Source organism: Stenotrophomonas sp. LC732 (assembly GCF_052446685.1).
GTDB classification, from domain to species: Bacteria; Pseudomonadota; Gammaproteobacteria; order Xanthomonadales; family Xanthomonadaceae; genus Stenotrophomonas; species Stenotrophomonas muris.
In genome coordinates this window covers 3,815,720-3,840,139 of sequence record NZ_CP199214.1, presented here as the reverse complement: position 1 = coordinate 3,840,139, position 24,420 = coordinate 3,815,720, and the positions used below count along the sequence as shown (strand labels likewise).

General features: G+C 67.8%; 21 protein-coding genes. 18 read left to right on the top strand and 3 right to left on the bottom strand.

Going from position 1 to position 24,420, the window contains the following annotated elements:
* The first annotated feature begins 89 nt into the window (after positions 1 to 89).
* The 5 genes from mreC to rodA (ACT6SE_RS18100) all read left to right on the top strand — a co-directional run bounded on the left by mreC (position 90) and on the right by rodA (ACT6SE_RS18100) (position 6,195).
* Positions 90 to 1,307 (top strand): rod shape-determining protein MreC, encoded by a 1,218-nt coding sequence (mreC, locus tag ACT6SE_RS18120; protein ID WP_172983985.1) that lies wholly within the window; start codon positions 90 to 92, stop codon positions 1,305 to 1,307.
* A complete protein-coding gene (gene mreD, locus ACT6SE_RS18115; protein ID WP_005419400.1) occupies positions 1,304 to 1,789 on the top strand; it encodes a rod shape-determining protein MreD in 486 nt (161 codons plus the stop codon). Before mreC ends, mreD begins: the two co-directional genes overlap by 4 nt.
* Before the next feature lie 3 nt (positions 1,790 to 1,792).
* Positions 1,793 to 3,868 (top strand): penicillin-binding protein 2, encoded by a 2,076-nt coding sequence (gene mrdA, locus ACT6SE_RS18110; RefSeq protein WP_046432567.1) that lies wholly within the window; start codon positions 1,793 to 1,795, stop codon positions 3,866 to 3,868.
* A complete protein-coding gene (gene rodA / locus ACT6SE_RS18105) occupies positions 3,865 to 4,977 on the top strand; it encodes a rod shape-determining protein RodA (protein ID WP_014648447.1) in 1,113 nt (370 codons plus the stop codon). The genes mrdA and rodA (ACT6SE_RS18105) overlap by 4 nt, the downstream gene beginning before the upstream one ends.
* 123 nt (positions 4,978 to 5,100) lie before the next feature.
* Positions 5,101 to 6,195: a rod shape-determining protein RodA gene (rodA, locus tag ACT6SE_RS18100; RefSeq protein ID WP_049406772.1), complete on the top strand. Its 1,095-nt coding sequence runs from the start codon at positions 5,101 to 5,103 to the stop codon at positions 6,193 to 6,195.
* A 624-nt stretch (positions 6,196 to 6,819) separates the two neighbouring features.
* Here rodA (ACT6SE_RS18100) and ACT6SE_RS18095 read toward each other — a convergent pair.
* The gene (locus tag ACT6SE_RS18095; RefSeq protein ID WP_369334251.1) at positions 6,820 to 7,140 is read right to left on the bottom strand and encodes a hypothetical protein; all 321 of its coding nucleotides are present in this window, start codon (positions 7,138 to 7,140) and stop codon (positions 6,820 to 6,822) included.
* 45 nt (positions 7,141 to 7,185) lie between these two features.
* On the opposite strand from ACT6SE_RS18095, the gene mltB reads away from it, so the two are divergent.
* The 3 genes from mltB (at position 7,186) to ACT6SE_RS18080 (ending at position 10,917) form a co-directional block, all read left to right on the top strand.
* On the top strand, positions 7,186 to 8,331 hold the full coding sequence (gene mltB / locus ACT6SE_RS18090) for a lytic murein transglycosylase B (RefSeq protein WP_032957863.1): 1,146 nt from the start codon (positions 7,186 to 7,188) through the stop codon (positions 8,329 to 8,331).
* On the top strand, positions 8,328 to 9,596 hold the full coding sequence (locus ACT6SE_RS18085) for a septal ring lytic transglycosylase RlpA family protein (RefSeq protein ID WP_014648444.1): 1,269 nt from the start codon (positions 8,328 to 8,330) through the stop codon (positions 9,594 to 9,596). Before mltB ends, ACT6SE_RS18085 begins: the two co-directional genes overlap by 4 nt.
* Before the next feature lie 100 nt (positions 9,597 to 9,696).
* Complete coding sequence (locus ACT6SE_RS18080) at positions 9,697 to 10,917, top strand: D-alanyl-D-alanine carboxypeptidase family protein (RefSeq protein WP_014648443.1); 1,221 nt, start codon at positions 9,697 to 9,699, stop codon at positions 10,915 to 10,917.
* A 341-nt stretch (positions 10,918 to 11,258) separates the two neighbouring features.
* Here ACT6SE_RS18080 and ACT6SE_RS18075 read toward each other — a convergent pair whose 3' ends face one another.
* The gene (locus ACT6SE_RS18075) at positions 11,259 to 12,317 is read right to left on the bottom strand and encodes a lipid A deacylase LpxR family protein (protein WP_014648442.1); all 1,059 of its coding nucleotides are present in this window, start codon (positions 12,315 to 12,317) and stop codon (positions 11,259 to 11,261) included.
* 352 nt (positions 12,318 to 12,669) lie between these two features.
* Between ACT6SE_RS18075 and ACT6SE_RS18070 the strand changes: the two genes are divergently transcribed.
* The 7 genes from ACT6SE_RS18070 (at position 12,670) to gnd (ending at position 20,080) form a co-directional block, all read left to right on the top strand.
* A complete protein-coding gene (locus ACT6SE_RS18070) occupies positions 12,670 to 12,948 on the top strand; it encodes a YbeD family protein (RefSeq protein ID WP_014648441.1) in 279 nt (92 codons plus the stop codon).
* Entirely contained in the window at positions 12,936 to 13,646 is a 711-nt protein-coding gene (lipB, locus tag ACT6SE_RS18065; protein ID WP_014648440.1) for a lipoyl(octanoyl) transferase LipB, read from the top strand. The genes ACT6SE_RS18070 and lipB overlap by 13 nt, the downstream gene beginning before the upstream one ends.
* A gap of 18 nt (positions 13,647 to 13,664) precedes the next feature.
* Positions 13,665 to 14,675, top strand: a complete 1,011-nt coding sequence (gene lipA, locus ACT6SE_RS18060; RefSeq protein ID WP_032960206.1) for a lipoyl synthase — start codon at positions 13,665 to 13,667, stop codon at positions 14,673 to 14,675.
* 247 nt (positions 14,676 to 14,922) lie between these two features.
* Positions 14,923 to 17,100 (top strand): carboxy terminal-processing peptidase, encoded by a 2,178-nt coding sequence (locus tag ACT6SE_RS18055; protein ID WP_014648438.1) that lies wholly within the window; start codon positions 14,923 to 14,925, stop codon positions 17,098 to 17,100.
* Between the two features lie 214 nt (positions 17,101 to 17,314).
* A complete protein-coding gene (locus tag ACT6SE_RS18050) occupies positions 17,315 to 17,911 on the top strand; it encodes a DUF2242 domain-containing protein (protein WP_032960208.1) in 597 nt (198 codons plus the stop codon).
* Positions 17,912 to 17,913: 2 nt separating this feature from the next.
* Positions 17,914 to 19,164: a hypothetical protein gene (locus tag ACT6SE_RS18045; RefSeq protein WP_080342776.1), complete on the top strand. Its 1,251-nt coding sequence runs from the start codon at positions 17,914 to 17,916 to the stop codon at positions 19,162 to 19,164.
* 10 nt (positions 19,165 to 19,174) lie between these two features.
* Positions 19,175 to 20,080 (top strand): phosphogluconate dehydrogenase (NAD(+)-dependent, decarboxylating), encoded by a 906-nt coding sequence (gene gnd / locus ACT6SE_RS18040; RefSeq protein WP_014648435.1) that lies wholly within the window; start codon positions 19,175 to 19,177, stop codon positions 20,078 to 20,080.
* Between the two features lie 295 nt (positions 20,081 to 20,375).
* On the opposite strand, the gene ACT6SE_RS18035 is transcribed toward gnd, so the two are convergent.
* Complete coding sequence (locus ACT6SE_RS18035; protein ID WP_046432557.1) at positions 20,376 to 21,419, bottom strand: oxidoreductase; 1,044 nt, start codon at positions 21,417 to 21,419, stop codon at positions 20,376 to 20,378.
* Positions 21,420 to 21,589: 170 nt separating this feature from the next.
* On the opposite strand from ACT6SE_RS18035, the gene ACT6SE_RS18030 reads away from it, so the two are divergent.
* The 3 genes from ACT6SE_RS18030 (at position 21,590) to ACT6SE_RS18020 (ending at position 24,420) form a co-directional block, all read left to right on the top strand.
* A complete protein-coding gene (locus ACT6SE_RS18030) occupies positions 21,590 to 21,973 on the top strand; it encodes a BON domain-containing protein (protein WP_014648433.1) in 384 nt (127 codons plus the stop codon).
* Between the two features lie 192 nt (positions 21,974 to 22,165).
* The gene (locus ACT6SE_RS18025; protein ID WP_046432554.1) at positions 22,166 to 23,983 is read left to right on the top strand and encodes a sensor histidine kinase; all 1,818 of its coding nucleotides are present in this window, start codon (positions 22,166 to 22,168) and stop codon (positions 23,981 to 23,983) included.
* Positions 23,980 to 24,420 (top strand): response regulator, encoded by a 441-nt coding sequence (locus ACT6SE_RS18020; protein ID WP_005411057.1) that lies wholly within the window; start codon positions 23,980 to 23,982, stop codon positions 24,418 to 24,420. Before ACT6SE_RS18025 ends, ACT6SE_RS18020 begins: the two co-directional genes overlap by 4 nt.

Sequence of the window (24,420 nt, the reverse complement as noted above, 5' to 3'; positions counted from 1 at the left end):
TCCGGGGTGCGGCCCGCCGTGATGGCGGGCCGGCACCGGCGGGGCGCCCGCGTGTTTCCCTTTCGCCTTCTGCCAGTTGAATCGTTGCCGTGCCGCCCTACGCCGGTCCTCCCGTTGCCTCCCGATCCGGTGATGCCGCCAGCCCCCTGCGGTTGCTGGCCTATCTCGCGTTGGCCATCACCCTGATCGTGCTCGATGACCAGGCCGGCTGGCTGGCGCGCCTGCGCGAGCAGGCCAACAGCCTGGTGCAGCCGGTGTGGGCGCTGGCCGGCCTTCCCGGCAAGCTCGGCAACCAGGTCAAGGATTCCGCCGCCAGCCATACCCAGCTGGTGACCGAGAATCGCGAACTGCGCAACCAGCTGCTGCTGGCCAACGCGCGCCTGACCCGCCTGCAGACCGCCGCGCTGGACAATGCCCAGCTGCGCGAACTGCTGAACGTGGCCGAGCGCAGCGGCCTGGACGTGCAGCTGGCGCCGATCCTGGACATCGACCTGGACCCGGTGAAGCAGCGCCTGGTGCTCGACGCCGGCACCCGCGAAGGCGTGCACGTCGGCCAGGCGGTGATCGATGCCGGCGGCTTGATGGGGCAGGTGATCAGTGTCACCGGCGGCACTTCCACCGTGCTGCTGCTGACCGACCCCGACCACGCGGTGCCCGTTACCGTGGCCCGCAACGGCGTGCGCCTGATCGTCTACGGCCGCGGCGACACGCTGGAGCTGCGCGACATTCCGCTCAGCGCGGGCGTGGAAGTGGGCGATGAGATCGTTACCTCCGGCCTCGGCGGGCGTTTCCCGGCCGGCTTCCCGGTCGGCACCATCACCGGCCTGCGCCCGGACGACACCCATGCCTTCCTGGTCGGCGAACTGAAGCCGGCGGCCCAGCTCGACCGCGGCCGCGACGTGCTGCTGCTGCGCCCGGGGGCGGCGATCCGCATTCCGCCGGGACTGCGCCTGCAGCTGGAAGAAACCGCCCCGGGGGGGCCGGCCACCGGCACCAGCGTGCCTGCGGGAGCCGCGCCAGCGGCAACGACGCCGGCTCCGGCCAGCTCCCCGGTAGTGCCGGCCGCTGGCCGGCAACAGCCCTCGTCGCAAACGAGGACTGTTGCCCCCGCATCCTCCCTTACCCCCGCGCCTTCGGCGCGCCCCCCTCAGCCGACTGCACCTTCGGCGCAACCGGCCCGCGCATCCTCCCTTACCCCCGCGCCTTCGGCGCGCCCCCCTCAACAAGAGGGGGGCTCCACCCCAGCCGGGTCCACGGTAGTGCCGGCCGCTGGCCGGCAACCGACCACGCCGGAGGCCCAGCGATGAGCCGCCTGCGCGACAACCCGTGGGTGCTGCCGGCCAGCCTGGTGGTGGCGCTGCTGCTGGGCCTGCTGCCGTTGCCGGCGCTGCTGCAGCCGCTGCGCCCGTACTGGCTGGCGCTGGTGCTGGCGTACTGGGTCATCGAAGCTCCCGAACGCGTCGGCCTGGGCATCGCCTTCGCCAGCGGCGTGGTTGCCGACCTGCTGTACGGCGGCGTGCTGGGCGAACAGGCGCTGCGGCTGGTGATGCTGGCCTTCATCCTGCAGCGCTTCCGCGCCCGCATCCGCTTCTTCCCGATGTCCCAGCAGATGCTGGCCATCGGCGGCCTGCTGTTCAACGACCGCATCGTCAGCGCGCTGGTCCACATCGTGGTGGATGAGCCGACCCTGCCGTGGTCGTACTGGTGGGCACCGCTGCTGGGCATGGGCCTGTGGCCGCTGGTGTTCGTGCTGCTGGACGCGGTGCGCTTCGGCAAGCGCGGGCGCTGAGCCATGATCCCGCGCCGCCAGGTCAAGAACCCGCACGCCGAAGCCGAACAGTTCCGCCGCCGCGCGGCGCTGGGCTTCCTGGGCGTGCTGGTCTGCCTGCTGGGCCTGGGCGGCTGGTACTTCAAGCTGCAGGTGCTGGACCACGACGTCTATGCCACGCGCTCGGAAGCCAACCGCATCAAGCCGCGGCCGGTGGTGCCCGGGCGCGGCATGATCTACGACCGCAATGGCCGCCTGCTGGCCGAGAACGTGCCGGCCTTCCGCCTGGACGTGACCCCGGACAAGGTCAAGGACATGGACGCCACCCTGGAAGGGCTGGCGAAGATCATCAACATCAGCCCGGAAGAGCTGGAAGCGTTCAACAAGTCGCGCAAGGCGCGCCGCAAGTTCCTGCCGGTCACGCTGAAGCTGCGCATGAGCGACGAGGAGATGGCGCGCTTCGCGGTCGACCGCTGGCGCTTCCCCGGCGTCGAGCTGGAGCCCTACCTGACCCGCCGCTACCCCTACGGCGATCTGTTCGCGCACATCATCGGCTACGTTGGCCGCGTTGATGACAAGGATCTGGAGATCCTCGGCGAAGGCAATGCCGCGCTGACCCACATCGGCAAGTCCGGCCTGGAGCGTTACTACGAGCAGCAGCTGCGCGGCAAGGTCGGCTACGAGCAGGTCGAGACCAACGTGCAGGGGCGCGCGATCCGCACCATCGGCCGCGTCGCCGCGCAGTCCGGCGCCGACCTGCGGCTGTCGATCGACGCCGACCTGCAGCGCGCCATGGTGGCCGCCTTCGGCGACCAGGAAGGCTCGGCGGTGGCGATGGACCCGCGCACCGGCGAAGTGCTGGCGATGGTCAGCCTGCCGTCCTACGACCCCAACCTGTTCGTCAACGGCATCTCGCATGCCGACTTCAAGGCGCTGAACGAAAACCCGTCGCGGCCGCAGTTCAACCGCCTGGTGCTCGGTGGCGTCGCCCCCGGTTCCACGTTGAAGCCGCTGATCGGCCTGGCCGGCCTGGATTCGGGCGTTCGACGCCCGGAAGACAAGGTGCTGTCCACCGGCATGTTCTATCTGCCGGGCACCTCGCGCGGCTGGGGTGACGCCCACCGTGGCGGCCATGGCTGGACCGACCTGCGCAAGTCCATCGCCGAATCGGTCAACACCTACTACTACAAGCTGGCGCTGGACCTGGGCATCGAGCGCTTCGACCATTACATGGAGTACTACGGCTTCGGCCAGCCGACCGGCATCGACCTCACCGGCGAGATCGGCGGCATCCTGCCGTCGCCGGCCTACAAGCGGAAGAGCCGCAAGGAAGCCTGGTACCCCGGTGATACGGTCAACATCAGCATCGGCCAGGGTGACTGGAAGGTCACCCCGCTGCAGCTGGCGCGCGGCGTCAGCGGTCTGGCCGACGGCCAGCTGCGCACCCCGCACCTGGTGATCCAGCAGCGCGACGGTTTCGACAGCGACTGGTCGGCGATGCCGGCTGGCGAGAGCAAGCCGGTCAGCCCCAACCCCGCCAACGTGCAGGCCGTGCGCGAGGGCATGATGGCGACCATGCGGCCCGGCGGCAGCGGCTGGCGCGTGGCAGTGGGTGCGCCGTACGTGATGGCCGGCAAGACCGGTACCGCGCAGGTCATCAGCCGAAAGGGCACGGCGGCAGTGAATCCGAAGAGCCTGCCGATGCACCTGCGCCATCGCGCGCTGTTCGTCGGCTTCGCACCGGTGGAAAACCCGGTGATCGCGATCGCGGTGGCCGTGGAAGGCGGCGGCTATGGTGGTTCGGCGGCCGCGCCGATCGCACGCAAGGTGTTCGACGCCTACCTGCTGGGCAAGATGCCCGAAGGCATGCAGCCACTGGACAGCGAGCGCGGCACCACCGCCATCGGCGCCACCGCGTTCGACAACGAAGATGCCGGCGCGCGCCAGGCTGGCGACCTCGCCGCGGCGCAGCTGGGTGAACATCCGGTGCTGGTCGGCGTGCCGGCGCCGGAACCTGTACCCGCACCGCAGCCGGGTACGCCGGCCGCCGCCGCGTTGCCCGCCACGCCACGCCCGACCGTCGCGGAGCCCGTACGATGAGAGTGTTCCTGCGCTGGGCCGGCGACATGCTGCGCCGCTTCTTCAGCACGCTGGACTGGGTGCTGTGCCTGGCCCTGGGGACGCTGATGGTGATCGGCCTGGCCACCCTGAAGAGCGCCGGTGGCGACAGCCTGGTGATGGCCCAGGGCGCGCGCTTCGCCGTGGGCATGGCCGCGCTGTGGGGCATCTCGCGGGTGCCGATCCTGCGCATCCGCTCGGCTACGCCGATGATCTACGCGATCTCGATGATCCCGTTGCTGGCGGTGTTCGTGCTGGGCACCGGCAAGTACGGCCGGCAGTGGCTGGACCTGAAGTTCTTCTACCTGCAGCCGGCCGAGCTGCTGAAGGTCAGCCTGCCGATGATGGTGGCCTGGTACCTGCACAAGATGCCGCTGCCGCCGCGCTTCAACACCGTGCTCGTGGCCCTGGTCATCATCGGCGTGCCCACCGGCCTGGTGATGCTGCAGCCGGACTTCGGTACTGGTGTGCTGATCGCTGCCAGTGGCGTGTTCGTGCTGTTGTTGGCCGGCCTGCCGTGGTGGTGGGTCGGCCTGGGTGTGGGTGGCGTGGCCGCGGTCGCGCCGGTGGCCTGGTTCTGGTTGCTGCGGCCGTACCAGAAGGACCGCATCATGATGTTCCTGGACCCGGAGATGGATGCGCTGGGGGCCGGGTGGAACATCATCCAGTCGAAGATCGCGATCGGTTCCGGCGGCTTCGATGGCAAGGGCTGGGGCGAGGGCTCGCAGTCGCACCTGAACTTCATTCCCGAACAGACCACCGACTTCGCGTTCTCGGTGCTGAGCGAGGAGTTCGGCTGGATCGGCGTGGCCACCGTGCTGGCGCTGTACCTGGTGGTGATCGGGCGCTGCCTGTGGATCGCCAGCCAGTCGCGCGATTCGTATTCGCGCCTGCTGGCCGGCGCCACCGGCCTGGCGTTCTTCGTCTATGTGCTGGTGAACGGCGGGATGATTTCCGGCCTGCTGCCGGTGGTGGGCGTGCCGATGCCGCTGATCAGCTACGGCGGTACCTCGGCGGTGTCACTGCTGGCCGGCTTCGGATTGGTGATGGCGGTGCGCAGTCACAACCCGGTGCACGGCGGCTACGGCTGAGTACGGCGTCGGGGTCAGATCCCTTTTTCCACAGGGAAAAGGGATCTGACCCCACAGCCCGGCTACGGAGATCAGAAGCACCCTGACAGCTTCACGCAAGCGCCCGTTGCTAGCGTGCTGCGCGTGGAATGGAAACGACTGTTTGGCGGCTGCCGTGAGGCAGTGCGCACGATCGATCTGCCGTTGCTGGTCGCATTGCTGATCCTGATGGGCGCGGGCCTGGCGGTGCTGCACAGTGTGTCCGGGCCGGTGGCCGGGCAGGCGGCGCGCTTTGCGGGTGGACTGCTGGCGATGTGGCTGCTGTCACGTGTTTCGCTGCTGCGCCTGCGCGCGTGGACACCAGCGTTGTACGCGCTGTCGATGCTGCCGCTGATGGCGGTGTATGTGATCGGCACCGGCAAATATGGGCAGCGCTGGCTCAACCTCGGCGTGTTCTACCTGCAACCGTCGGAGCTGCTCAAGCTCAGCCTGCCGTTGATGATGGCCTGGTACCTGCACCGGCAACCGCTGCCGCCGTCGCCGCGCACGGTACTGACCGCCGCGGTGCTGATCGGCGCGCCGGCGGTGTTGATCCTGATGCAGCCCAACCTCGGCACCGCCACGCTGGTCACCGCCAGCGGCGTGTTCGCGTTGTTGCTGGCGGGCCTGCACTGGGGCTGGGTGGCGACCGGCGCGGCGGGGCTGGCAGTGGCCGCGCCGCTGGCGTGGTTCGGTCTGCTGCGTCAGTACCAGAAGGATCGTGTGTTGACCTTCCTCGACCCGGCGGCCGACCCCCTGGGCACCGGCTGGAACATCCTGCAGTCACGCATCGCGATCGGCTCCGGGGGATGGCAGGGACGCGGCTGGGGGCAGGGCACCCAGGCCACGCTGGATTTCCTCCCCGAATACACCACCGACTTCGCGTTTTCGGTGCTGGCCGAAGAGTTCGGCTGGATCGGCGTGGCGACGCTGTTCGCGCTGTACCTGTTCGTGGTCGGGCGTTGCCTGTGGATTGCCGTGCACGCGCGCGACACGCATGCACGGTTGCTGGCCGGCAGCCTGGGGCTGGCGTTCTTCGTCTACGTGCTGGTGAACGGCGGAATGATTTCCGGCCTGCTGCCGGTGGTGGGCATTCCGATGCCGCTGATCAGCTACGGCGGGACATCGGCGGTTTCGCTGTTGGCCGGCATCGGGTTGGTGATGGCGGTACGCGGGCACCGGCCCGTGCACGGGGGATAGGGTTTCCAGCCAACGGCGCAGCCCCTCGTGGGTGGTGTCTGGGTGGCTGCGGAAAGCAGAAGCCGCGGGTGGGCCGGTCGGGTTGGGTACGCGGGGGACGCCGTGAATCCGTCCCTGGAGGCTTGGCAGCCGCATCCATGCGGCTGACACCCCCGCGTACCCAACCCGACCGGCTTCTGACAGATTTCGGAGGTCTGCCACCCACGGAGAAGAAAAAGAAGATCAAAAGCGGATCGCGACGCTGCGCTTGCTCGTGAGCCGAGCATGGCTCGGCTCTACACACGGCAATGAAGCGACCCGCCAGGCCGCCTTTGCTTTTGATCTTCTCTTTACTTCGCCGTGGGTAGACGCGCACGGAACCTGTCCGTGGCCGGGTAGAGGGGCTGCGCAGGGGCGTGAGCCGCATGGATGCGGCGACCGAGCTTACATGGACGTACTTGCAGCGGCCCCTGCGCAGCCCGTCTACCCGGCCCCACCCATGAACTGCTTTTCGCGGCCACCCACGAGGGGCTGCGCCGTTGGCTGGAAACTTCCTGACTGCGCAACGCCCGTTGTGTAAGCGTTCTCACACCGATGCACGACAGCACGCCCGCTGACGAAAGTCCGCAAAAAACGTTAGCTGGTTCACACTTTTACACCGCGTTGATCTTGATCAATGGACTTGTCGTAATCGGCCTGCACAATGGCGGCCCGTTCGGCACGGCGCGCCGTCAATCGTTGCAGCGCGAGGGGGCGTCGGGCGGGAAGCAGTACTGATCCAACGGGTACAGGGAGCGCGGGGCACTGCCACTGGGGAGCGGCAGCCGCGCAGGTACCGACCGGATCCGGTCGCCGGTTGCGTCTGCGGGGATGGGGACGCAACCGGCAACCTCTATCTGAATGGGGAAGGGCGATCACGATGCCTTCACATTTCCCGCTGGTCGCAGGCAAATCGTTGTGATTCATGGTGTTAGGGGTTTTAATTCATCCATGACCTGCTAACCTGCGACGATGATTCGACGCACTCTGGCCTGCATGCTCACCCTCGGCCTGGTCGCCTGCGCGACCCAGCCGAAGTCCCCACCGTCTTCGCCCCAGGCCAGCAGTACGCCGCGCCAGCCCGCCGCCAAGGCCCATGGCCCGGCCGAGGCCGCGCCTGAAGCCACCGCCGCCACCGCGGCGCCGGTCGATCTCACCCCGGTGCCGTTCGAGGTCGCACGGGCCCGCTTCATTGCCGATACCGCCAAGCGCTATGGCCTGAAGCCGGAGCAGATCAGCAGCGTGCTCGACCAGGCGCAGGTGCGCCAGCCGATCATCGCCGCGATGTCGCGCCCGGCCGAACGGGTCAAGCCGTGGAATGAGTACCGGCCGATGTTCATCAGCAAGGCGCGCATCGATGGCGGCCGCGCGTTCCTTGCCGAACACCGCGCCGAACTGGATCGCGTGCAGCAGCGCACCGGCGTGCCGGCCGAAGTGATCGTCGCGATCATCGGTGTGGAAACCAGCTACGGCAGGAATGCTGGCAGCCATCGCGTGCTCGATGCGCTGTACACGCTGGCGTTCTATTACCCGCGCAGCGGCGACCCGGCCAAGCTGGAACGCGAAGTGCGCCGCGAGCTGTTCTTCCGCGATGAGCTGGCCAAGCTGTTCGAGCTGGGCCACGAAGAGAAACTGGATATCACCACGCTCAAGGGCAGTTACGCCGGTGCTATGGGCATGGGCCAGTTCATGCCGTCCAGCTATCTCGACTACGCCGTGGACGGAAACGGTGATGGCCGCCGCGACCTGTTCACCAGCTACGACGACGTGTTCTCGTCCATCGCCAACTACTTCGTGAAGAAGGGCGGCTGGGTGCGTGGCGGGCAGGTGGCCGTGCCGGCCACGCTGGCGCCGGGCCGCGAGGAGTTCAATCCGACCGAATGGATGCCGACCTGGACGATGGCCGACCTGGCGCAGCGCGGCTACCAGCCGGGCGCGCCGGTGCAGCCGGGCGCCACCGCCACGCCGATCACGCTTGAAGGCAGCACCGGCAAGCAGTACTGGCTGGGCTTCCAGAACTACTACGCGATCACCCGCTACAACCTCTCGAAGATGTACGCGATGGCCGTGTTCCAGTTGTCCCAGGCCATCGCCGGACAGGAGCTGCCCCCGGCATGAACATCAGATGGCTGGTCCCAGGCTTGATCGTCCTCGCGCTGGCTGCCTGCAGCAGCGCGCCGAAGAAGCCGGCCACGGCCGGCCATGGTGGCAAGTCCGGCGGCACGCTGGTGCAGGGGCGTGGCTCGCGCCCGGCACACTGCCCGGAAGGGTCACCGTACGCGGCGGCCAAGGAAGACCTGAGCACCCGCGGCAACTACACTGCCGGTGGCCTGTACAAGCCGGGCGTGCGTGACAGCACGCCGGATTACATTCCCAACGTGGCCTGCATTCCCGAGCCGGAAGTGACCGCCGAGGAGCGCTCGGCGATCGGCAACAAGTCGCCGTACGTGGTGCTGGGGAAGTCGTACAAGGTGCTCGACGATACCCACGACTATGTCGAGCGCGGTACCGCGTCGTACTACGGCGCCAAGTTCCATGGCCGCCTGACCTCCAACCGCGAGGTCTACGACATGTACCAGTTCACCGCCGCGCACAAGACGCTGCCGCTGCCCAGCTTCGCCCGCGTGACCAACCTCGACAATGGCGAGTCGGTGATCGTGCGCGTCAACGACCGCGGCCCGTTCCACGATGGTCGCGTGGTCGATCTCAGTTATGCCGCCGCCGTGCGCCTGGGCATCACCCAGCGCGGTACCGGCAACGTGGAAGTGCGCGCGCTGCAGCCGGGCGAGAGCAACCTGCTGGCGCAGAAGCCGTCCCGCCGCGAGCGTCGTGCCGCCGAAGCGGCAGCTGCGGTGGCCAGTGCACGCCCGGCAGCGACCGCGCGCGCCACTGCCGACAGCGATATCGATCGCCTGGTCAAGCGCCTGCCGGCCGATGGCATGCCGGCACGCGGCCAGCCGGCCACCACCCAGGGCGTGGCCAGCACCGTGCCGGAGGTGGCGGTCAGCAGCCTGCCGCCGAGTGCACCGCTGCGCAGCACCGCACCGGCGCCGGTTGCAGTCGCCAGCGCCGCGCCGCGCGCCGTCGCGCCGGCACCCGTGCGCACCGTCGCCGCCACGCCGGCGGCACCCAGCCTGTCGCAGCAGGTGGTGGGCGCGGTGATGGTGCAGGTCGCCAGCTTCTCCAGTCGCGACAACGCCAACCGTGCGATGGGCCAGCTCAACGCTGCCGGCATCGTCGGCGCGACCATCAGCGACATCGCCGCCGGTGGCCGCACCCTGTTCCGTCTGCGCGTTCCTGCCACCGACCATGCCAGTGCCGCGGAACTTGCCGGCCGCATCGCCGGTCTGGGCCTGGGTTCGCCGCAGATCGTCAAGGATTGATCCGCCCGGGCCGGTGCTGCCGGCCCAGGCTCCCCCGGCCTTACAATGGCCGCTACGTTCCACCCTCCATTCCCGGCCGTCCCCTGGAGCCTGCTGTCCAATGAATTTCCGTTCCGCCGCCACCGCCCTGGCCGCCACCCTGGTGGTGGGCCTGGCTTCCGCCCAGACGCCGCTGCCGACCCCGGCCACGCCGGCGCCTGCCGCCGCCGCTGCCGCCCCGGCCACCGTCGCGACCCCGCCGGCCCCGGCCCCGAGCGTGTCCAAGGCCTGGGTCCTGATGGACTACGCCACCGGCCAGGTGCTGGCCGGCGAGAACATCCACGAGCAGCTGGCCCCGGCCAGCATCACCAAGGTGATGACGTCGTACGTGGTTGCCGCCGAGGTCAAGAACGGCAAGGTCCGTGCAGATGACCAGGTGATGATGAGCGAGCGCGCTTGGCGCGAAGGTGGCGCCGGTACCGACGGCAGCTACAGCGGCTTCCCGGTCAACCAGACCGCACGCCTGGAAGACATGGAAAAGGGCATGGCGATCCAGTCCGGCAATGACGCCGCGATCGCCCTGGCCGAGCATGTGGCCGGCAGCGAAGAGGCCTTTGCGTCGCTGATGAACAGCTACGCCGCCAAGATCGGCATGAAGGACTCGCACTTCGTCAACGCCCACGGCCTGACCGCACAGGGCCACCACAGCACCGCCTACGACCTGGCGCTGCTGGGCCGCGCGATGGTGCGTGATTACCCGGAAACCTACGCGTATAACAAGATCAAGGAATTCCAGGTCGGCAACATCAAGCAGCCGAACCGCAACCTGCTGCTGTGGCGCGATGGCAGCGTGGATGGCATCAAGACCGGCCACACGTCCGAAGCCGGCTACTGCCTGATGAGCTCGGCCCAGCGTGGCGACCAGCGCCTGATCGCCGTAGTGCTGGGTGGTGCGTCGGAGAAGCAGCGTGCCGACGACAGCCTGGCCCTGCTGAACTGGGGCTTCCGCTTCTTCGAGACCCACCGCCTGTACGAACCGGGCAAGGCCGTGGCCGAGCACAAGGTCTGGAAGGGCACCACCGACAAGGTACAGCTGGGCGTGGCCCAGCCGATGCTGGTGAGCGTGCCGCGCGGCCGCTACAACGACCTGAAGCCGAGCATCGACGTGCCCAAGACCCTGGAAGCACCGTTCACTGCCGGCCAGCAGATCGGCACCGTGAAGGTCACGCTGGATGGCAAGGTCATCGCCGAGGCACCGCTGGTGGCCGTGGCCGCCGTCGAGCAGGCCGGCTTCTTCAAGCGCCTGTGGGACAGCTTCTGGATGTGGTGGGAATCGGAATGATCCACGCCTTGGCGTGGTGAACGAAAAGGCCGGCCAATGCCGGCCTTTTCTGTTTCGGAAGGCCGCTTCCCCCCGCACGCGGGGGGTAGAGCCGGCCGCTGGCCGGCTCCGCATGAGCCCATCCGGATGCGGGTCGTGCCGGCCGCTGGCCGGCTCCGCATGAGCCCACCCGGATGCGGGTCGTGCCGGCCGCTGGCCGGCTCCCCAGCAACTCATCCGGAACTGCCGGCAGCCGGCCAGCGGCCGGCACCACCTGCAGCGCCTGACTTGCAGCGAGCGATGCGGTAACCGGTGTGCCGACCAACGGTCGGCACCTACCCGCTTCACCCTCAGCCCCTCGCCTACAGCGAGCGGCTGATGGTGAAACTGCCGAACACCGGCGATTGGCGCTGGCCGTTGAACTCTCGCGTGCTGTGGTAACGCGCAGCGGCGAACTTCCAGCGTCCGTACATCACGGCCACGCCATAGCCGCCGTAGGCCACCACATGGCGCTTGTCCACGCTGTGACTGTTGCGGAACGTGTTGCCATCCAGCGTGATGTCGCGGATCACCCAGGCCGCGTCCGAGGTCGCGAACAGGTGCCAGGACCAGCCATTGGGACGGCCGCTGCGGGTCGGTGCCGTGTTCTCACCGGCCGGGCGCAACGGCGTGCTGCCGAAGTCGTCCGGCAGCTTCCAGCCGAAGCGCACTTCACCGCCGAGGTTGGCCTTGGTTTCCAGGTTGCCGATCGAGCCGCCGTAGTGGCTGATCGCGTCCCAACCCCAGCCGTCGGCATTGATGCTGGCATCACCCGGCCAGCGGCGCATGCGCTCATGGGTCAGCATGAACAGCGGCTCGTTGTGCAGCTGGTTGTCCCAGCCCTTGAATTTCTCGTCGCCCAGCACTTCGTGCACGGCATTCTGCACCTGCTTGCCCTGTGCCCACGGGCCAACTACGCCCAACGTCAGCTGGGTGGTCTGCAGGCGGTCGCCGCTGCGCGCATTGAAACCGAAATTTGCGATCAGTACGCCCGCGTAAGGGCGGTCTTCCTCGATCAGGTCCCTGCGGCTGAAATCGGTCGGGGTGAAGATGCCCTGGCCGATACTGAAGATCATGTTCTGCTGTTCGAACCTGCCCGGATGCAGGCCTTCCAGGTACTGGTTCACCCAGCGCGCCATGCGTGGAAGGCACGGGTCGTCGGTGTAATCGACCAGATTGGGCGAGACCAGGGTCAACAGCGCACCGTTGGTATAGCCCTGGTCCTGGTGGCGGCCGCCGAACAGGTCGTTGTCGACGCGGAAATTGACCTGCGGCGGGTGATCGCGCATCGCGTCCGGGCCACATTGTTCGGCCGCCTGGGCGGCAAAGGGGAGGGCAGAGGCCAGCAGGCCGGCCAGCCCGAGGGCTGCGACACTACGCATGGATGGAATGCTCATGGGGAAGGGGGCGGTTTTCTGTCGTTTTCTGCAACGCTACGGTACTCGTGCCCGCGCGCCGGAACGAGCACGTTGGGATCACTTGTCTGTTCCGAAAACAACATTGTCCGGCGGACACAATTCGTTACCCGCGCACGCGCCGCAGGCCTGGCGTGAAGGCGACTGCAGGCCGCGCGCATGATGCCCCGGTCATTGAGGGGCCGAAAGAACCAGTCAGCTGCCGTTGGGCTCTCCGCCCGCGCTTTTGGGCCACCTGCAACGCAGCAGGCCGCCAGTGCTGTCTTTGACGTTGGTGAATACTCTTGGGTTTGTTGCCCTGCGGCCCGATAATGGGGCCATGGAAATCAAGTCCGACAACCCCGACCACGGCTTCCAGTTCCCCGGCCAGTTCGAGCTCAGCGCCATGGGCCCGGCCAACCGCGGCCTGGAGCATGAGCTTCCCCGTCTGCTGCTGGCTGCCGGCATCGATGTGGTGAACGAACGCATCAGCTGGAAGCATTCGTCCAACGGCAAGTACGTGTCCGTCCGCATCGTGTTCAAGGCCGCGAGCCGCGAGCAGTACGACCTGGCGCACCAGGCGCTGCGCGACCACCCGGAAGTGAAGTGGACGCTGTAGCCGACAGCTGCCCGGCCGAAGCCGCCCCGGAAGACCGCGCGCCGCGTCCGGCGGTGGTCCGCGACCTCGGCCGCCAGGCGTACGAGCCGGTGTGGCGCGCCATGCAGCGCTTCACCGACCAGCGCAGCGACGCCGACGCCGACGAACTGTGGGTAGTCGAGCACGATCCGGTGTTCACCCTGGGCCAGGCCGGCAAGGATGAGCACGTGCTGGCGCCGGGTGACATCCCCGTGCTGCACGTGGACCGTGGCGGCCAGGTGACCTATCACGGGCCCGGCCAGATCGTGGTCTACCCGCTGTTGCGCCTGCCGCGGCTGGGCATCGGTGTGCGCGACTACGTGTGCCGCATCGAGCAGGCCCTCATCGATACCCTGGCCGAGTGGAACATCGGCGCCGAACGCCGCGAGGGCGCCCCGGGCGTCTACGTCGGTGGCGCCAAGATCGCTGCGCTTGGCATCCGCGTGCGCCGCGGCTGCACCTTCCATGGCCTGGCCTTCAACGTGGCCATGGACCTGGAACCCTTCCACCGCATCAACCCCTGTGGCTATCAGGGGTTGCAGGTGACCTCGGTGGTAGACTTGGGCGGCCCCTCCGGGCTGGATGCCGTCAAGCCGGTGCTGCTGGACCACCTGGCCCGCCAGTTCGGCCTGCTGCTGCAGCACACGCCGGAACTGCCCGATCTTTCTGCGGCCGCCTGACCGCCTCCCGGAACTGCCATGACTGAAACCACCGCCCGTTCCATTCCCCTGCAGATCGTGCAGGGCGACTCTCCGTCCGCCGCGCCGTTGCAGGCCGGGGTCAAGCAGCTGGGCGGTGACAAGATCAACCGTTCGCCGGTGCAGTTCGCCGACGCGCCGGTGCTGCGCAAGCCGTCCTGGATCCGCGTGCGCATTCCCTCGGGCAACGCCGTGCAGAACCTCAAGGCCAAGCTTCGCGAGAACCGCCTGGTGACGGTGTGCGAGGAAGCCAGCTGCCCGAACATCCACGAATGCTTCGGCCATGGCACCGCCACCTTCATGATCCTCGGCGAGGTCTGCACCCGCCGCTGCTCGTTCTGCGACGTGGCCCATGGCCGCCCGAAGCCGCCGGATGCCAACGAACCGGCCAGCCTCGGCCAGACCGTGGCCGACATGGGCCTGAAGTACGTGGTGGTGACCAGCGTCGACCGCGATGACCTGCGTGACGGCGGTGCCCAGCACTTCGTCGACTGCATCACCGCCATCCGCGAAAAGTCGCCGGGTACCCGCATCGAAGTGCTGACCCCGGACTTCCGTGGCAAGGGCCGCATGGAGCGCGCGCTGGAGATCCTGGCGCAGAACCCGCCGGATGTGTTCAACCACAACATCGAGACCGTGCCGGACCTGTACCGCAACGTGCGCCCGGGTGCGGACTACCAGTGGTCGCTGAACCTGCTGAAGAACTTCAAGGCACAGCACCCGGACGTGCCGACCAAGAGCGGCATCATGCTGGGCCTGGGCGAAGACTTCGAACAGATCAAGGCCACCATGCGCGACCTGCGCGCGCACGATGTGGACATGATCACCATCGGCCAGTACCTGCAGCCGACCGCGCATCACCACCCGGTACTGAAGTACTGGACCCCCGAGGACTACAAGGCGCTGGAAGACTACGGCTACGCGCTGGGCTTCAGCCACGTGGCGTCCGGCCCGATGGTGCGCTCGTCGTACCACGCTGACGTGCAGGCCAAGGGCGCCGGCATCTCCTGAGGCGGGTGCGGACCGTTGGTCCGCATACCTCTGCCTGCCGCAGAGCCGAGCCCATGCTCGGCTGCTTGCTGCCGGCCAGCCGAGCATGGGCTCGGCTCTGCATGCATTCACAATTTGCTACACCGGCCCGGCTAGGCTGGTTTTCCACCGAGCGCGGCCGGATGACAAACCCGGCAACTTTCGGCACTGTCGTGGTGTCTGAACACCCTGCAGTCTCCCCCTTGGCAAGGCGCCTTCGAGCACGTCAATGAAATTCAAAGCCCCCGCATTCCTGATGGCCCTGGCGCTGGTCGCGCCGCTGGCGCTGGCGGCCAAGGCCGACTCGCCCGCATTGCCCGCGGCGGCCACCGCCGATCAGGTGACCACCTCCAAGCTGGTGTACGGCCTGTTGTCCGACAGCCGCTACGCCTACCGCCCGCGCGCGCTGGACGAGGCCACCTCCAAGGACGTGTTCAAGCGCTACCTGGAGACCCTGGACGGCGGCAAGCAGTACTTCACCCAGGCCGACGTGGCGCGCTTCGCGCCGTTCGAAGCCAACATCTCTTCGGCCATCCGTGGCGGCGAGCTGGAGCCGGCGTTCCAGGTGTTCGCGGTCTACAAGCAGCGCGTCGGCGAGCGCGTGGCCTATGCGCGCAAGCTGCTCAAGCAGGAGCCGGACTTCACCACCGACGAGCGCTTCGAATACGACCGCAAGAAGGTTCCGTGGGCGGCCAGCAGTGCCGAACTGGATGAGCTGTGGCGCAAGTCGGTGAAGAACGACTGGCTGCGCCTGAAGCTGGCCGGCAAGAAGCCGGACGACATCCGCAAGACGCTGGACAAGCGCTACGCGACGCTGGAGAAGTCGGTCAACGAGCTGAAGGGCGAAGACGTCTTCCAGTTCTTCATGAACGCCTACACCAGCGCGGTTGATCCGCACACCGACTACTTCACCCCGCGCACCGCCGAGAACTTCAACCAGGCGATGTCGCTGTCGCTGGAAGGCATCGGTGCGCAGCTGCAGCGGCAGGACGACATGGTGGTGATCCGCGAGATCATCGCCGGTGGTCCGGCCGCAGTGGACGGCACCCTGAAGCCGGGGGACCGCATCGTTGGCGTTGGCCAGGGCAAGTCCGGCCTGGTCGAGGATGTGATCGGCTGGCGCATCGACGACGTCGTGGCCAAGATCCGCGGTGCCAAGGATACCCAGGTCAAGCTGGAATTCATCCCGGCCGCCGAGGGCGTGGACGGCAAGCACCACACGCTGGTCCTGACCCGCCAGAAGGTGCGCCTGGCCGAACAGGCCGCCAAGGGCGAGACCATGAGCATCCCGGCCGCCAACGGCGAACCGGCGCGCAGGATCGGCGTGATCAAGCTGCCGACCTTCTACCAGGACTTCGAAGGCCGTCGCCGCAATGCCGCTGACTACGCCTCGGCCACCCGCGACGTCGCCAAGCTGCTGGCCGGCTTCAAGAACGACAAGCTGGATGGCGTGGTGCTGGACCTGCGCAACAACGGGGGGGGCTCGCTGGATGAAGCGATCGAACTGACCGGCCTGTTCATTGAACAGGGCCCGGTGGTGCAGGTGCGCGAGTCCGGTGGCCGCGTTACCGTCAACAGCGACCGCAACCAGGGCGTGGCGTGGGATGGCCCGCTGGCGGTGCTGATCAACCGCGGTTCGGCCTCGGCCTCGGAGATCTTCGCCGGTGCCATCCAGGACTACGGCCGTGGCCTGGTGATCGGTGAAACCAGCTTCGGCAAGGGCACCGTGCAGAACATCGTCGACCTCGATCGCTGGCCGAGCGGCGAGACCCAGCGCTTCGGCCAGGTCAAGCTGACCATCGCCCAGTTCTTCCGCATCAGCGGCAGCAGCACCCAGCACAAGGGTGTGGTGCCGGACCTGGCCTTCCCGGCCAGCGTCGATGCCACCGAATTCGGCGAAAGCACCTACGACAACGCCCTGCCGTGGACCCGCATCGCCGCCGTGCCGCACACCCAGTACGGCAACTTCGCGCCGCTGCTGCCGAAGCTGGAGACCCGCCACGACGCGCGCATCGCCACTGACAAGGAATTCCAGTGGTGGAACGAGGACGTGGAGCAGTTCCGCACCGAGGCCGCGAAGAAGTACATCTCGCTCAACGAGGCGACCCGTCGTGCCGAGCGCGAGCGCCAGGACGCCCAGCGCAAGGAGCGCCAGGTGCAGCGCAAGGAACTGGGCCTGGCCCTGGACCCGCTGGCCGACGACAGCAGCGACGATGGCCTGACCGGCAACGAGCGCGACATCGTCAAGGATGCCGCCCGTGAGAAGGCCGCTGAAAAGCGTCCGGACCCGCTGCTGCGCGAGTCGGCCTCGATCCTCGCTGACGCGGTCAATCTGCTGGCCAATGACCGCCCGCTGTCGGCCCAGGTGCTGCCGCAGTCCACCGGCGCGGGGCGCTGGGCGGACTGAGCCGGCCACGGCATGTGACACCTCAGGGGCCGGCATTGCCGGCCCCTCGGCGTAAAAGGGGACGGAGGGAATTAAGTCGTTTGTGGCACAAACGACTTAATTCCCTCCGTCCCCTTTTTCGTGCATGAACCGGGAGCAACGTGGGAAGGTATGTCGACCTGCCGCACACGGGGGTGGGACTACCCTTGGTGCTTCCGTTCTCGCAGGAGTACCCATGCGGGCCTCCCGTCTTTCCAGCGCCGCCGTGGCGCTCACCAGCGCCCTGATCCTCTCGGCCTGCGGTGGCCGTGCCGCCGACAGCACCGTGTTGCGCGAGTCCTTCGATTCCGGCGATACCTTCTCGCGCACGGTCGATGGGCGCCCGGGCGAAGCCTGCGAAGCGGCGCGCCGCACGCTGCTCAGCCAGGGCTATGCCATCGCCCGTTCCGACGATGCACAGGTGGAAGGCAACAAGAACTTCCAGCCGCGCGAGGATGACCATGAGCAGCTGGTGCTGCGCATCTCCTGCGCCCCGCGTGGCGGCCAGACGCTGGTGTTCGTCAGCGCAGTGCAGGATCGCTACGCGCTGAAGAAGAGCCCGACCTCGGCCAGTGTCGGTGTGGGAGCGCTGGGTTCGGTATCGCTGCCCTTCGGCAGCAACGACGACTCGCTGGTGAAGGTGGCCAGCAGCACGGTCACCGATGCCGAGTTCTATCGTCGCTTCTTCCAGCGCCTGCAGCAGTACCTGCCGGCCGCGGCGGGCAAGCCGTCGCCATCGCCGGCAGCGGCACCGGAGCCCGCACCCGCACCGGCGGTCACGGACCAGGGCTGAGCGTGCGCGGCAGGTGGCTGATTGCAGCCCTGCTGCTGGCGCCCGCGTGGGTCGTCGCAGCGCCATCCCCGGACTGTACGCAGGGCCTGCTGCAGCGGTTGGGGTGGCGCTTCGAGGATGCCGAGCTGCGTGCACCGCAGGTACACAAGGGCCCGGTGTGTACGCGTTCCTCGCTCGCCGCGGCACAGGCAGCGGGTGACCTGCGCGTACGCTGGTCGGCGGATCTGCCTGCAGGCGAACGACAGGCACTGCTGCAGCAGCTGCTGGAAGACCCTGCCACGGTCTGCGCCTATGCCTTCGAGCTGGGGGCGGCCACGCGGCGCGCGACCTCGGCATTGCAGGGCAATGCCACGTTCCGCTTCTCCGGCCCGCAACTGGGCTGGATCGGCTTTGGTCTGCGCGGCGCGCCGGCACAGGGCTGGCAGCGTACGCGCAGTTTCGGCCGTGGCTTCGTGCCCAGTGCGGGCAACAGCCATGCGCTGCAGGCGTTCTACAGCGGTGCCGTGCGCGCCGAGTGCGGTGTCGGCCGCCAGGTCGCGCAGCTGGCCACCCAGCGCGAGCTGTATGGCGATGCGTTCGATACGGAGTTCGCAGCGGATGAACTGTCGATCGGCACCTTCCTCGCGCTGCGCGCCACCGACAGCATCCTGCTTGGCGCGCACGCGGGCGAGTTCTTCGCCGATGGCAAGGCGGTGCGCACCTCGGCGATGGGGCGGCAGGCGTTCGTGGGTGTGCCCGGCTTCATCGAACATGTGTACGACAACGGTACGCTGGATGACCTGAGCAACCAGGCCGAGAACTTCGTGGTCGTCACTGTGGGTGAGGGCGCTGCGCAGGCGCTGGCGCAGCACGGCGGCCTGGCCTGGTACGACCAGCGCAATGCCGAACTCTGGAAACTGGCGCAGGACATCCCGCGCATCGGCCAGCGCTACTTCGAGCGCCTGCTGTTCGAGCGCGATCCGCAGTTGCGCGCACGGCTGGCGCCGCGCTACCACGACACGCTCGCGCGCATGGACCAGCTGCTGGACGATCCGTTCTACCAGCAGTTCGTGATCTATGTGCATCCACGCGGTATACGTCCCATCGGCTACCACGTCGCCCGCCTGCTCGATCGCAACCCGCGAACCCCGTTTTCAATCGACCTGGCGGTGCACAATCTGCATACCACGCTCTACCGGCGTTGGCGCGAGGCGCAGCTGCGCCACTGCGCGGCTACCGGCAGGCCAGGCAGCCTGACCCTAGACCCCAACTGAAGGTGAAACAATGGATATTGCAATGATCGGCCTCGGCCGCATGGGCGCCAACATGGCCCAGCGCCTGCATCGCGGCGGCCACCGCGTGGTCGGCTACGACCCGGGCGAAGGCGCCCGCCAGCGCGCCGCCGAGGCCGGCCTGGAGGTGGTTGATTCGCTGGCCGCCGCCGTGGCCGCGCTGCCGGTGCCGCGCGTGGTGTGGCTGATGGTACCGGCCGGCGAAACCGTCGACCAGACGCTGGGCCAGCTGACCCCGCACCTGGCCGAGGGTGACATCGTCATCGACGGCGGCAACTCCAACTACCAGGACTCGATCCGCCGCGCCAAGGCGCTGGCCGAGGATGATCTGGGCTACGTCGACTGCGGCACCAGCGGTGGCGTGTGGGGCCTGCAGGAAGGCTACAGCCTGATGGTCGGTGGCGAAGCGTCGGTGGTGGAGCAGATCGCACCGTTGCTGCGCACGCTGGCCCCGGCCGAAGATCGTGGCTGGGGGCGCGTCGGCCCGTCCGGTGCCGGCCACTTCACCAAGATGGTCCACAACGGCATCGAGTACGGAATGATGCAGGCCTATGCCGAAGGCTTCGCGCTGATGGAGCGCAAGCAGGAGATGGAACTGGACCTGGCCCAGGTGGCCGAGGTGTGGCGCCACGGCAGCGTGGTGCGTTCGTGGCTGCTGGACCTGAGCACCGAAGCCCTCAAGCGCAATCCTTCGCTGGATGGCATTGCCCCGTACGTGGAGGATTCCGGCGAAGGCCGCTGGACCGTGGCCGAAGCCATCGCGCTGGATGTGCCGGCGCCGGTGATTACGCTGTCGCTGCTGGAACGCCTGCGCTCGCGCGAATCGAATTCGTTCACCGACCGCCTGCTGTCGGCGATGCGCAATGAATTCGGCGGCCACGCGATCAAGAAATCGTAAGCACGAAGCCGGGGTCGGATCCCTTTCCGCAGGAAAGGGCTCTGACCCCATGCAGGCAGTCGAGCATGGCTCGACTCTGCAAAAGCCGTCTCCGATGGCTTCCACGTCGATGTGTCGACCAAGGTCGACACCTACCGTCGGGCGCGGGACTCTGTCGAAGGCGGGGTGGGTCCGGCTCCCGCAACCGGACCCATCCTGCCATCTCACGGATTGCCGTTTTTTGCCGTTGCTGTTGAGGTTGCCGGCCAGCGGCCGGCACTACCGCTTGTGCGGGTGCAGGGCGCAGCCCTGCCGATCACCCCAACGCGATCCGCCGCCCTTCGCGCGCGCTGTCCATGCCGGCCTGCAGCAACCGCATCAGCTGCAGCGCCTGCACCGGGCTGACCGTGGCTTCGCCCTCGCCGTGCATCGCCGCCGCGAACTGCGCATACAACCGGCGATAGTCGCCGGGCAGGTTGTCGACGGTGCTGCGTTGCACGTTGTCTTCGGTATCGCAGCGCACCAGCTCGCCATGCCGCGGATCGATGCCCCAGCCTGGTGCGCCCGGCGCGACGCCGCGGCGCAGCTGCGCCTCCTGCACGTCCAGGCCGTGCTTGATCCAGCTGGCGGCGCTGCCATGCACACTGAAGTGCGGCGTCTGCGCTGCCACCAGGGAACCGGCGTGGACGATCGCCCGATGCCGTGGGTAGTGCAGTATCGCGTGGAAGTAATCGATGCCGCCGCCACCTTCGCGCTGCACGGCCAGGTCGGCATCGATTGCCTCGGGCCAGCCGAACAGCACCAGCATCTGGTCCAGCAGGTGCGGACCGAGGTCGTACCACAGGCCACTGCCGGGCCCGTCCTGTTCGCGCCAGCGGTCGCGCACCTGCGGACGGTAACGGTCGAAGTGCGCGTGGCACTCGGCCACGTCGCCCAAGCTGCCTTCGGCCAGCAGCGACTGCAGGGTGAGGAAGTCGGCATCGAAACGCCGGTTCTGGAACACGGTGGCGATGCGCCCGGCATCGCGTGCCGCAGCCAGCACCGTTTCCGCTTCGGCCACATCCAGCGCGAACGGCTTGTCGACCAGCACATGCTTGCCTGCCGCCAGCGCCGCGATGGCCAGTGGCGCGTGCTGTTCGTTCGGCGTGGCGATCACTACGGCATCCACGGCCGGATCATCGAATACCTGCTGCGGCGTGGCACGCACGTGCACATCGCTGAACGCACGCAGCAGGGTGTCGCGTTGTGAACTGACGATGCTGTGCAGCGCCAGCCCGGGGGTGTGCTGGATCAGCGGTGCATGGAAGACGCGGCCGGCGAGGCCGTAGCCGATTAGGGCCAGTTGCAGGTCGGGGCGCATGGCAGGGCTCCGGCAGTGGGAAGGGCAGGGTAAACGACGGGGACTGGCAGTCCAAAACTGAACGGTTGCCATTGGAAACGTTTCGATTCACGGCGGCATGACCGCAACGCCACGCCTGCTCTACGGTGGGTTGTCCAGACTGGCAGCACATTCCGAAGGAGTACGACACGATGAGCAATACCACCCGCACGCTGATTGCTTCCGCCCTGACCCTGGGCCTGGCGCTGTCCTCCTCGGCCGCATTCGCCAAGGACCCGGCCGCGAAGAGCCCGCCGACCAGCACCCATCCGACGACCCATGCTGATCGTCACGACTCCAATGAGCCGGTGACCGATACCTGGATCACCACCAAGGTGAAGGCCGATCTGCTGGCCAGCAGCAACGTTCCGGGCACCGAGATCAAGGTGGAAACCGTGAACGGCGTGGTCAGCCTGAGCGGTGCCGTCGCTACGCAGGCGGAGAAGGACAAGGCGGTCAACACCGCCAAGGGCATCAAGGGCGTGACCCGCGTCGATGCCGCCGCGCTTAAGGTCAGCGCCGCTGCCAAGCGCTGAGCATCCACCGACCGTTGAACAGGGTGGGCGCCCCGAAGGGGGCGCCCACTCGCGTATGGGGCCGGCTGCGGGGGCCCGTTCAGCCTGCCGCGCTTTGGACTCCAGAGTTGTGATTGCCTGCGCTATATTGCCGGTTCCGCCGCAGCCGGGCTCGTCCCGGGTCCCGCTCCGCGGCCGTGCTGACGAGGAACTATGGCGCTGGTTTTCAGTGACGACATCTGGGACCGCTGGCGGTTGCCGGCCCTGGCGCTGGCGGCTGCCGCGATCATCGTGGTGCCGTGGTTGACCCTGCGCAAACTGCAGCAGGACAGCGAAGAGGCGATGGCCTGGGTCAACCACACCCAGTCCGTTGGTGTGGCGCTGCAACAGTTGCAGGCCGATGTGCGCGACGTCGAATCCGCCGCCCTGACCCTGTCCAAGGGCGTGGATGCGCCCGGCCTGCGCGAGCGGATGGCCAAGGCCAACGAGATCCCCGGGCGCCTGGCCGAACTGGGCCGGATGACCCGTGACAATCCCGATCAGCTGATCCGCATTGGTCGGATCGAATCGATGCTCGAAGGCCGCATGGCGCTTGCCCGCGAGCTGGCCCGGTCCGAACCGAACTCCGACCAGCGTGAGCTGGTGCAGGACCTGAGCACGCGTTATCCGATCCGTGGCCTGGTGGAGGAGCTGCAGGCCAGCGAGCAGAATCTGCTGGCACTGCGCGCCCAGCAGGCCGCGCGCCAGCGCAAGCAGACCGAACTGGTGTCGTGGAGTTCGCTGGCGATCCAGCTGGCCCTGCTCGGCCTGGTGCTGTGGCTGCTGCAGCGGCAGATCGGCCGCCGCCTGCATGCGGAACGGCAATCGCTGCGCTCGGCCGCACGCGCGGCGTCGGTGCTGCAGACCGTGCGCGAACCGATCGTGCTGCTCGACCGCGACCTGCGCGTGCAGCTGCACAACCCGGCGTTCGCCGAACTGTATGACCTGCAGGACGAGCGCGCCGATGGCCTGCTGCTGGAAAACATCGGCGACGGCGCCTGGCGGGATCCGGTGGTGCGCCAGCGCCTGGCCGATGTGCTGTCGCGTGGCCGCGAACTCTGGGACTTCGAGCATGAGCAGCGTACCGCCGATGGCATGGTGCGCTACATGCTGCTCAACGCACGGCGCATGCCGCTGCCCGACACCGATGACGAAGTGGTGCTGCTGACCATCAGCGACGTCACCATGCAGCGCGCAGTGCAGCTGCGCGTGGAAGAGCTGAACCGCCAGCTGGAGGGCAAGGTCGCGCAGGTGTCCGAGGTCAACCGCGAGCTGGAAGCCTTCAGCTACTCGGTTTCGCATGACCTGCGTGCGCCGCTTCGCCACGTGGCCGGATTCTCCGACAAGCTGTCGCGCCACCTCGGCGACGCCGCCGATGACAAGAGCAGGCATTACCTGGAGGTGATCTCCAGTTCGGCCCGGCGCATGGCGGCGCTGATCGACGACCTGCTGGTCTATTCGCGGCTGGGCCGCGCGGCGATGCGCCAGCAGGCGGTGGACATGCAGTCGCTGGTGGCCGATACCCGCGCCATGCTCGATGCCAACCTGCAGGCCGAGGCCGAGAACAGCGGCCATGCGCACCACGTGGAGTGGAGCATCGCGCCGCTGCCGATCGTGGTGGGCGACGAGAACATGATCCGCCAGGTCTGGCTGAACCTGCTCGGTAACGCGGTGAAGTACTCGGGCAACCGCGAGCCGGCGAAGATCCGCGTGGACTACCAGCCGCAGCCCGATGGCGGCCATCAGTTCACGGTCAGCGACAATGGTGCAGGCTTTGACATGGCCTACGCCGGCAAGCTGTTTGGTGTATTCCAGCGCCTGCACAAGGCCAGCGACTACCCGGGTACCGGCATCGGCCTGGCCAGCGTGCGCCGCGTGCTGACCCGCCATGGCGGCCGTATCTGGGCCGAGGCCGAACCGGACGTCGGCGCCACCTTCCACTTCTACCTGCCTCCCGCGATCGACGCGGACAAACAAGGGCCTTCTGCATGACCACTCTGCGCACCATTCTTCTCGCCGAAGACAGCCCGGCGGATGCCGAAATGGCGATCGATGCCCTGGAAGAGGCGCGTCTGGCCAATCCCATCGTGCACGTCGAAGACGGCGTGGAAGTGATGGACTACCTGCTGCGCCGCGGCGCCTTCGCCAATCGCGAGGAAGGCCTGCCGGCGGTGCTGCTGCTGGACATCAAGATGCCGCGCATGGATGGCCTGGAAGTGCTTCGGCAGATCCGCGAGCATGAAGAACTCAAGCGCCTGCCGGTGGTGATCCTGTCGTCCTCGCGCGAGGAAAGCGATCTGGCCCGCAGCTGGGACATGGGCGTGAACGCCTACGTGGTCAAGCCGGTGGACGTGGACCAGTTCTTCGGCGCGGTGCAGACCCTGGGCAAGTTCTGGGCGTTGATCAACCAGGCACCGGAACTCGAGTGA

Excerpts from the sequence above, each read along its gene's own strand:
- ACT6SE_RS18035 (WP_046432557.1), bottom strand. The coding sequence starts at position 21,419 with ATGCGCCCCGACCTGCAACTGGCCCTAATCGGCTACGGCCTCGCCGGC.
- ACT6SE_RS18020 (WP_005411057.1), top strand. The coding sequence starts at position 23,980 with ATGACCACTCTGCGCACCATTCTTCTCGCCGAAGACAGCCCGGCGGAT.
- gnd (WP_014648435.1), top strand. The coding sequence starts at position 19,175 with ATGGATATTGCAATGATCGGCCTCGGCCGCATGGGCGCCAACATGGCC.
- ACT6SE_RS18095 (WP_369334251.1), bottom strand. The coding sequence starts at position 7,140 with ATGAATCACAACGATTTGCCTGCGACCAGCGGGAAATGTGAAGGCATC.
- mltB (WP_032957863.1), top strand. The coding sequence starts at position 7,186 with ATGATTCGACGCACTCTGGCCTGCATGCTCACCCTCGGCCTGGTCGCC.
- rodA (WP_014648447.1), top strand. The coding sequence starts at position 3,865 with ATGAGAGTGTTCCTGCGCTGGGCCGGCGACATGCTGCGCCGCTTCTTC.
- ACT6SE_RS18030 (WP_014648433.1), top strand. The coding sequence starts at position 21,590 with ATGAGCAATACCACCCGCACGCTGATTGCTTCCGCCCTGACCCTGGGC.
- mreD (WP_005419400.1), top strand. The coding sequence starts at position 1,304 with ATGAGCCGCCTGCGCGACAACCCGTGGGTGCTGCCGGCCAGCCTGGTG.
- ACT6SE_RS18075 (WP_014648442.1), bottom strand. The coding sequence starts at position 12,317 with ATGCGTAGTGTCGCAGCCCTCGGGCTGGCCGGCCTGCTGGCCTCTGCC.
- ACT6SE_RS18070 (WP_014648441.1), top strand. The coding sequence starts at position 12,670 with ATGGAAATCAAGTCCGACAACCCCGACCACGGCTTCCAGTTCCCCGGC.
- ACT6SE_RS18085 (WP_014648444.1), top strand. The coding sequence starts at position 8,328 with ATGAACATCAGATGGCTGGTCCCAGGCTTGATCGTCCTCGCGCTGGCT.
- ACT6SE_RS18025 (WP_046432554.1), top strand. The coding sequence starts at position 22,166 with ATGGCGCTGGTTTTCAGTGACGACATCTGGGACCGCTGGCGGTTGCCG.
- lipA (WP_032960206.1), top strand. The coding sequence starts at position 13,665 with ATGACTGAAACCACCGCCCGTTCCATTCCCCTGCAGATCGTGCAGGGC.
- mrdA (WP_046432567.1), top strand. The coding sequence starts at position 1,793 with ATGATCCCGCGCCGCCAGGTCAAGAACCCGCACGCCGAAGCCGAACAG.
- ACT6SE_RS18050 (WP_032960208.1), top strand. The coding sequence starts at position 17,315 with ATGCGGGCCTCCCGTCTTTCCAGCGCCGCCGTGGCGCTCACCAGCGCC.
- ACT6SE_RS18080 (WP_014648443.1), top strand. The coding sequence starts at position 9,697 with ATGAATTTCCGTTCCGCCGCCACCGCCCTGGCCGCCACCCTGGTGGTG.
- ACT6SE_RS18055 (WP_014648438.1), top strand. The coding sequence starts at position 14,923 with ATGAAATTCAAAGCCCCCGCATTCCTGATGGCCCTGGCGCTGGTCGCG.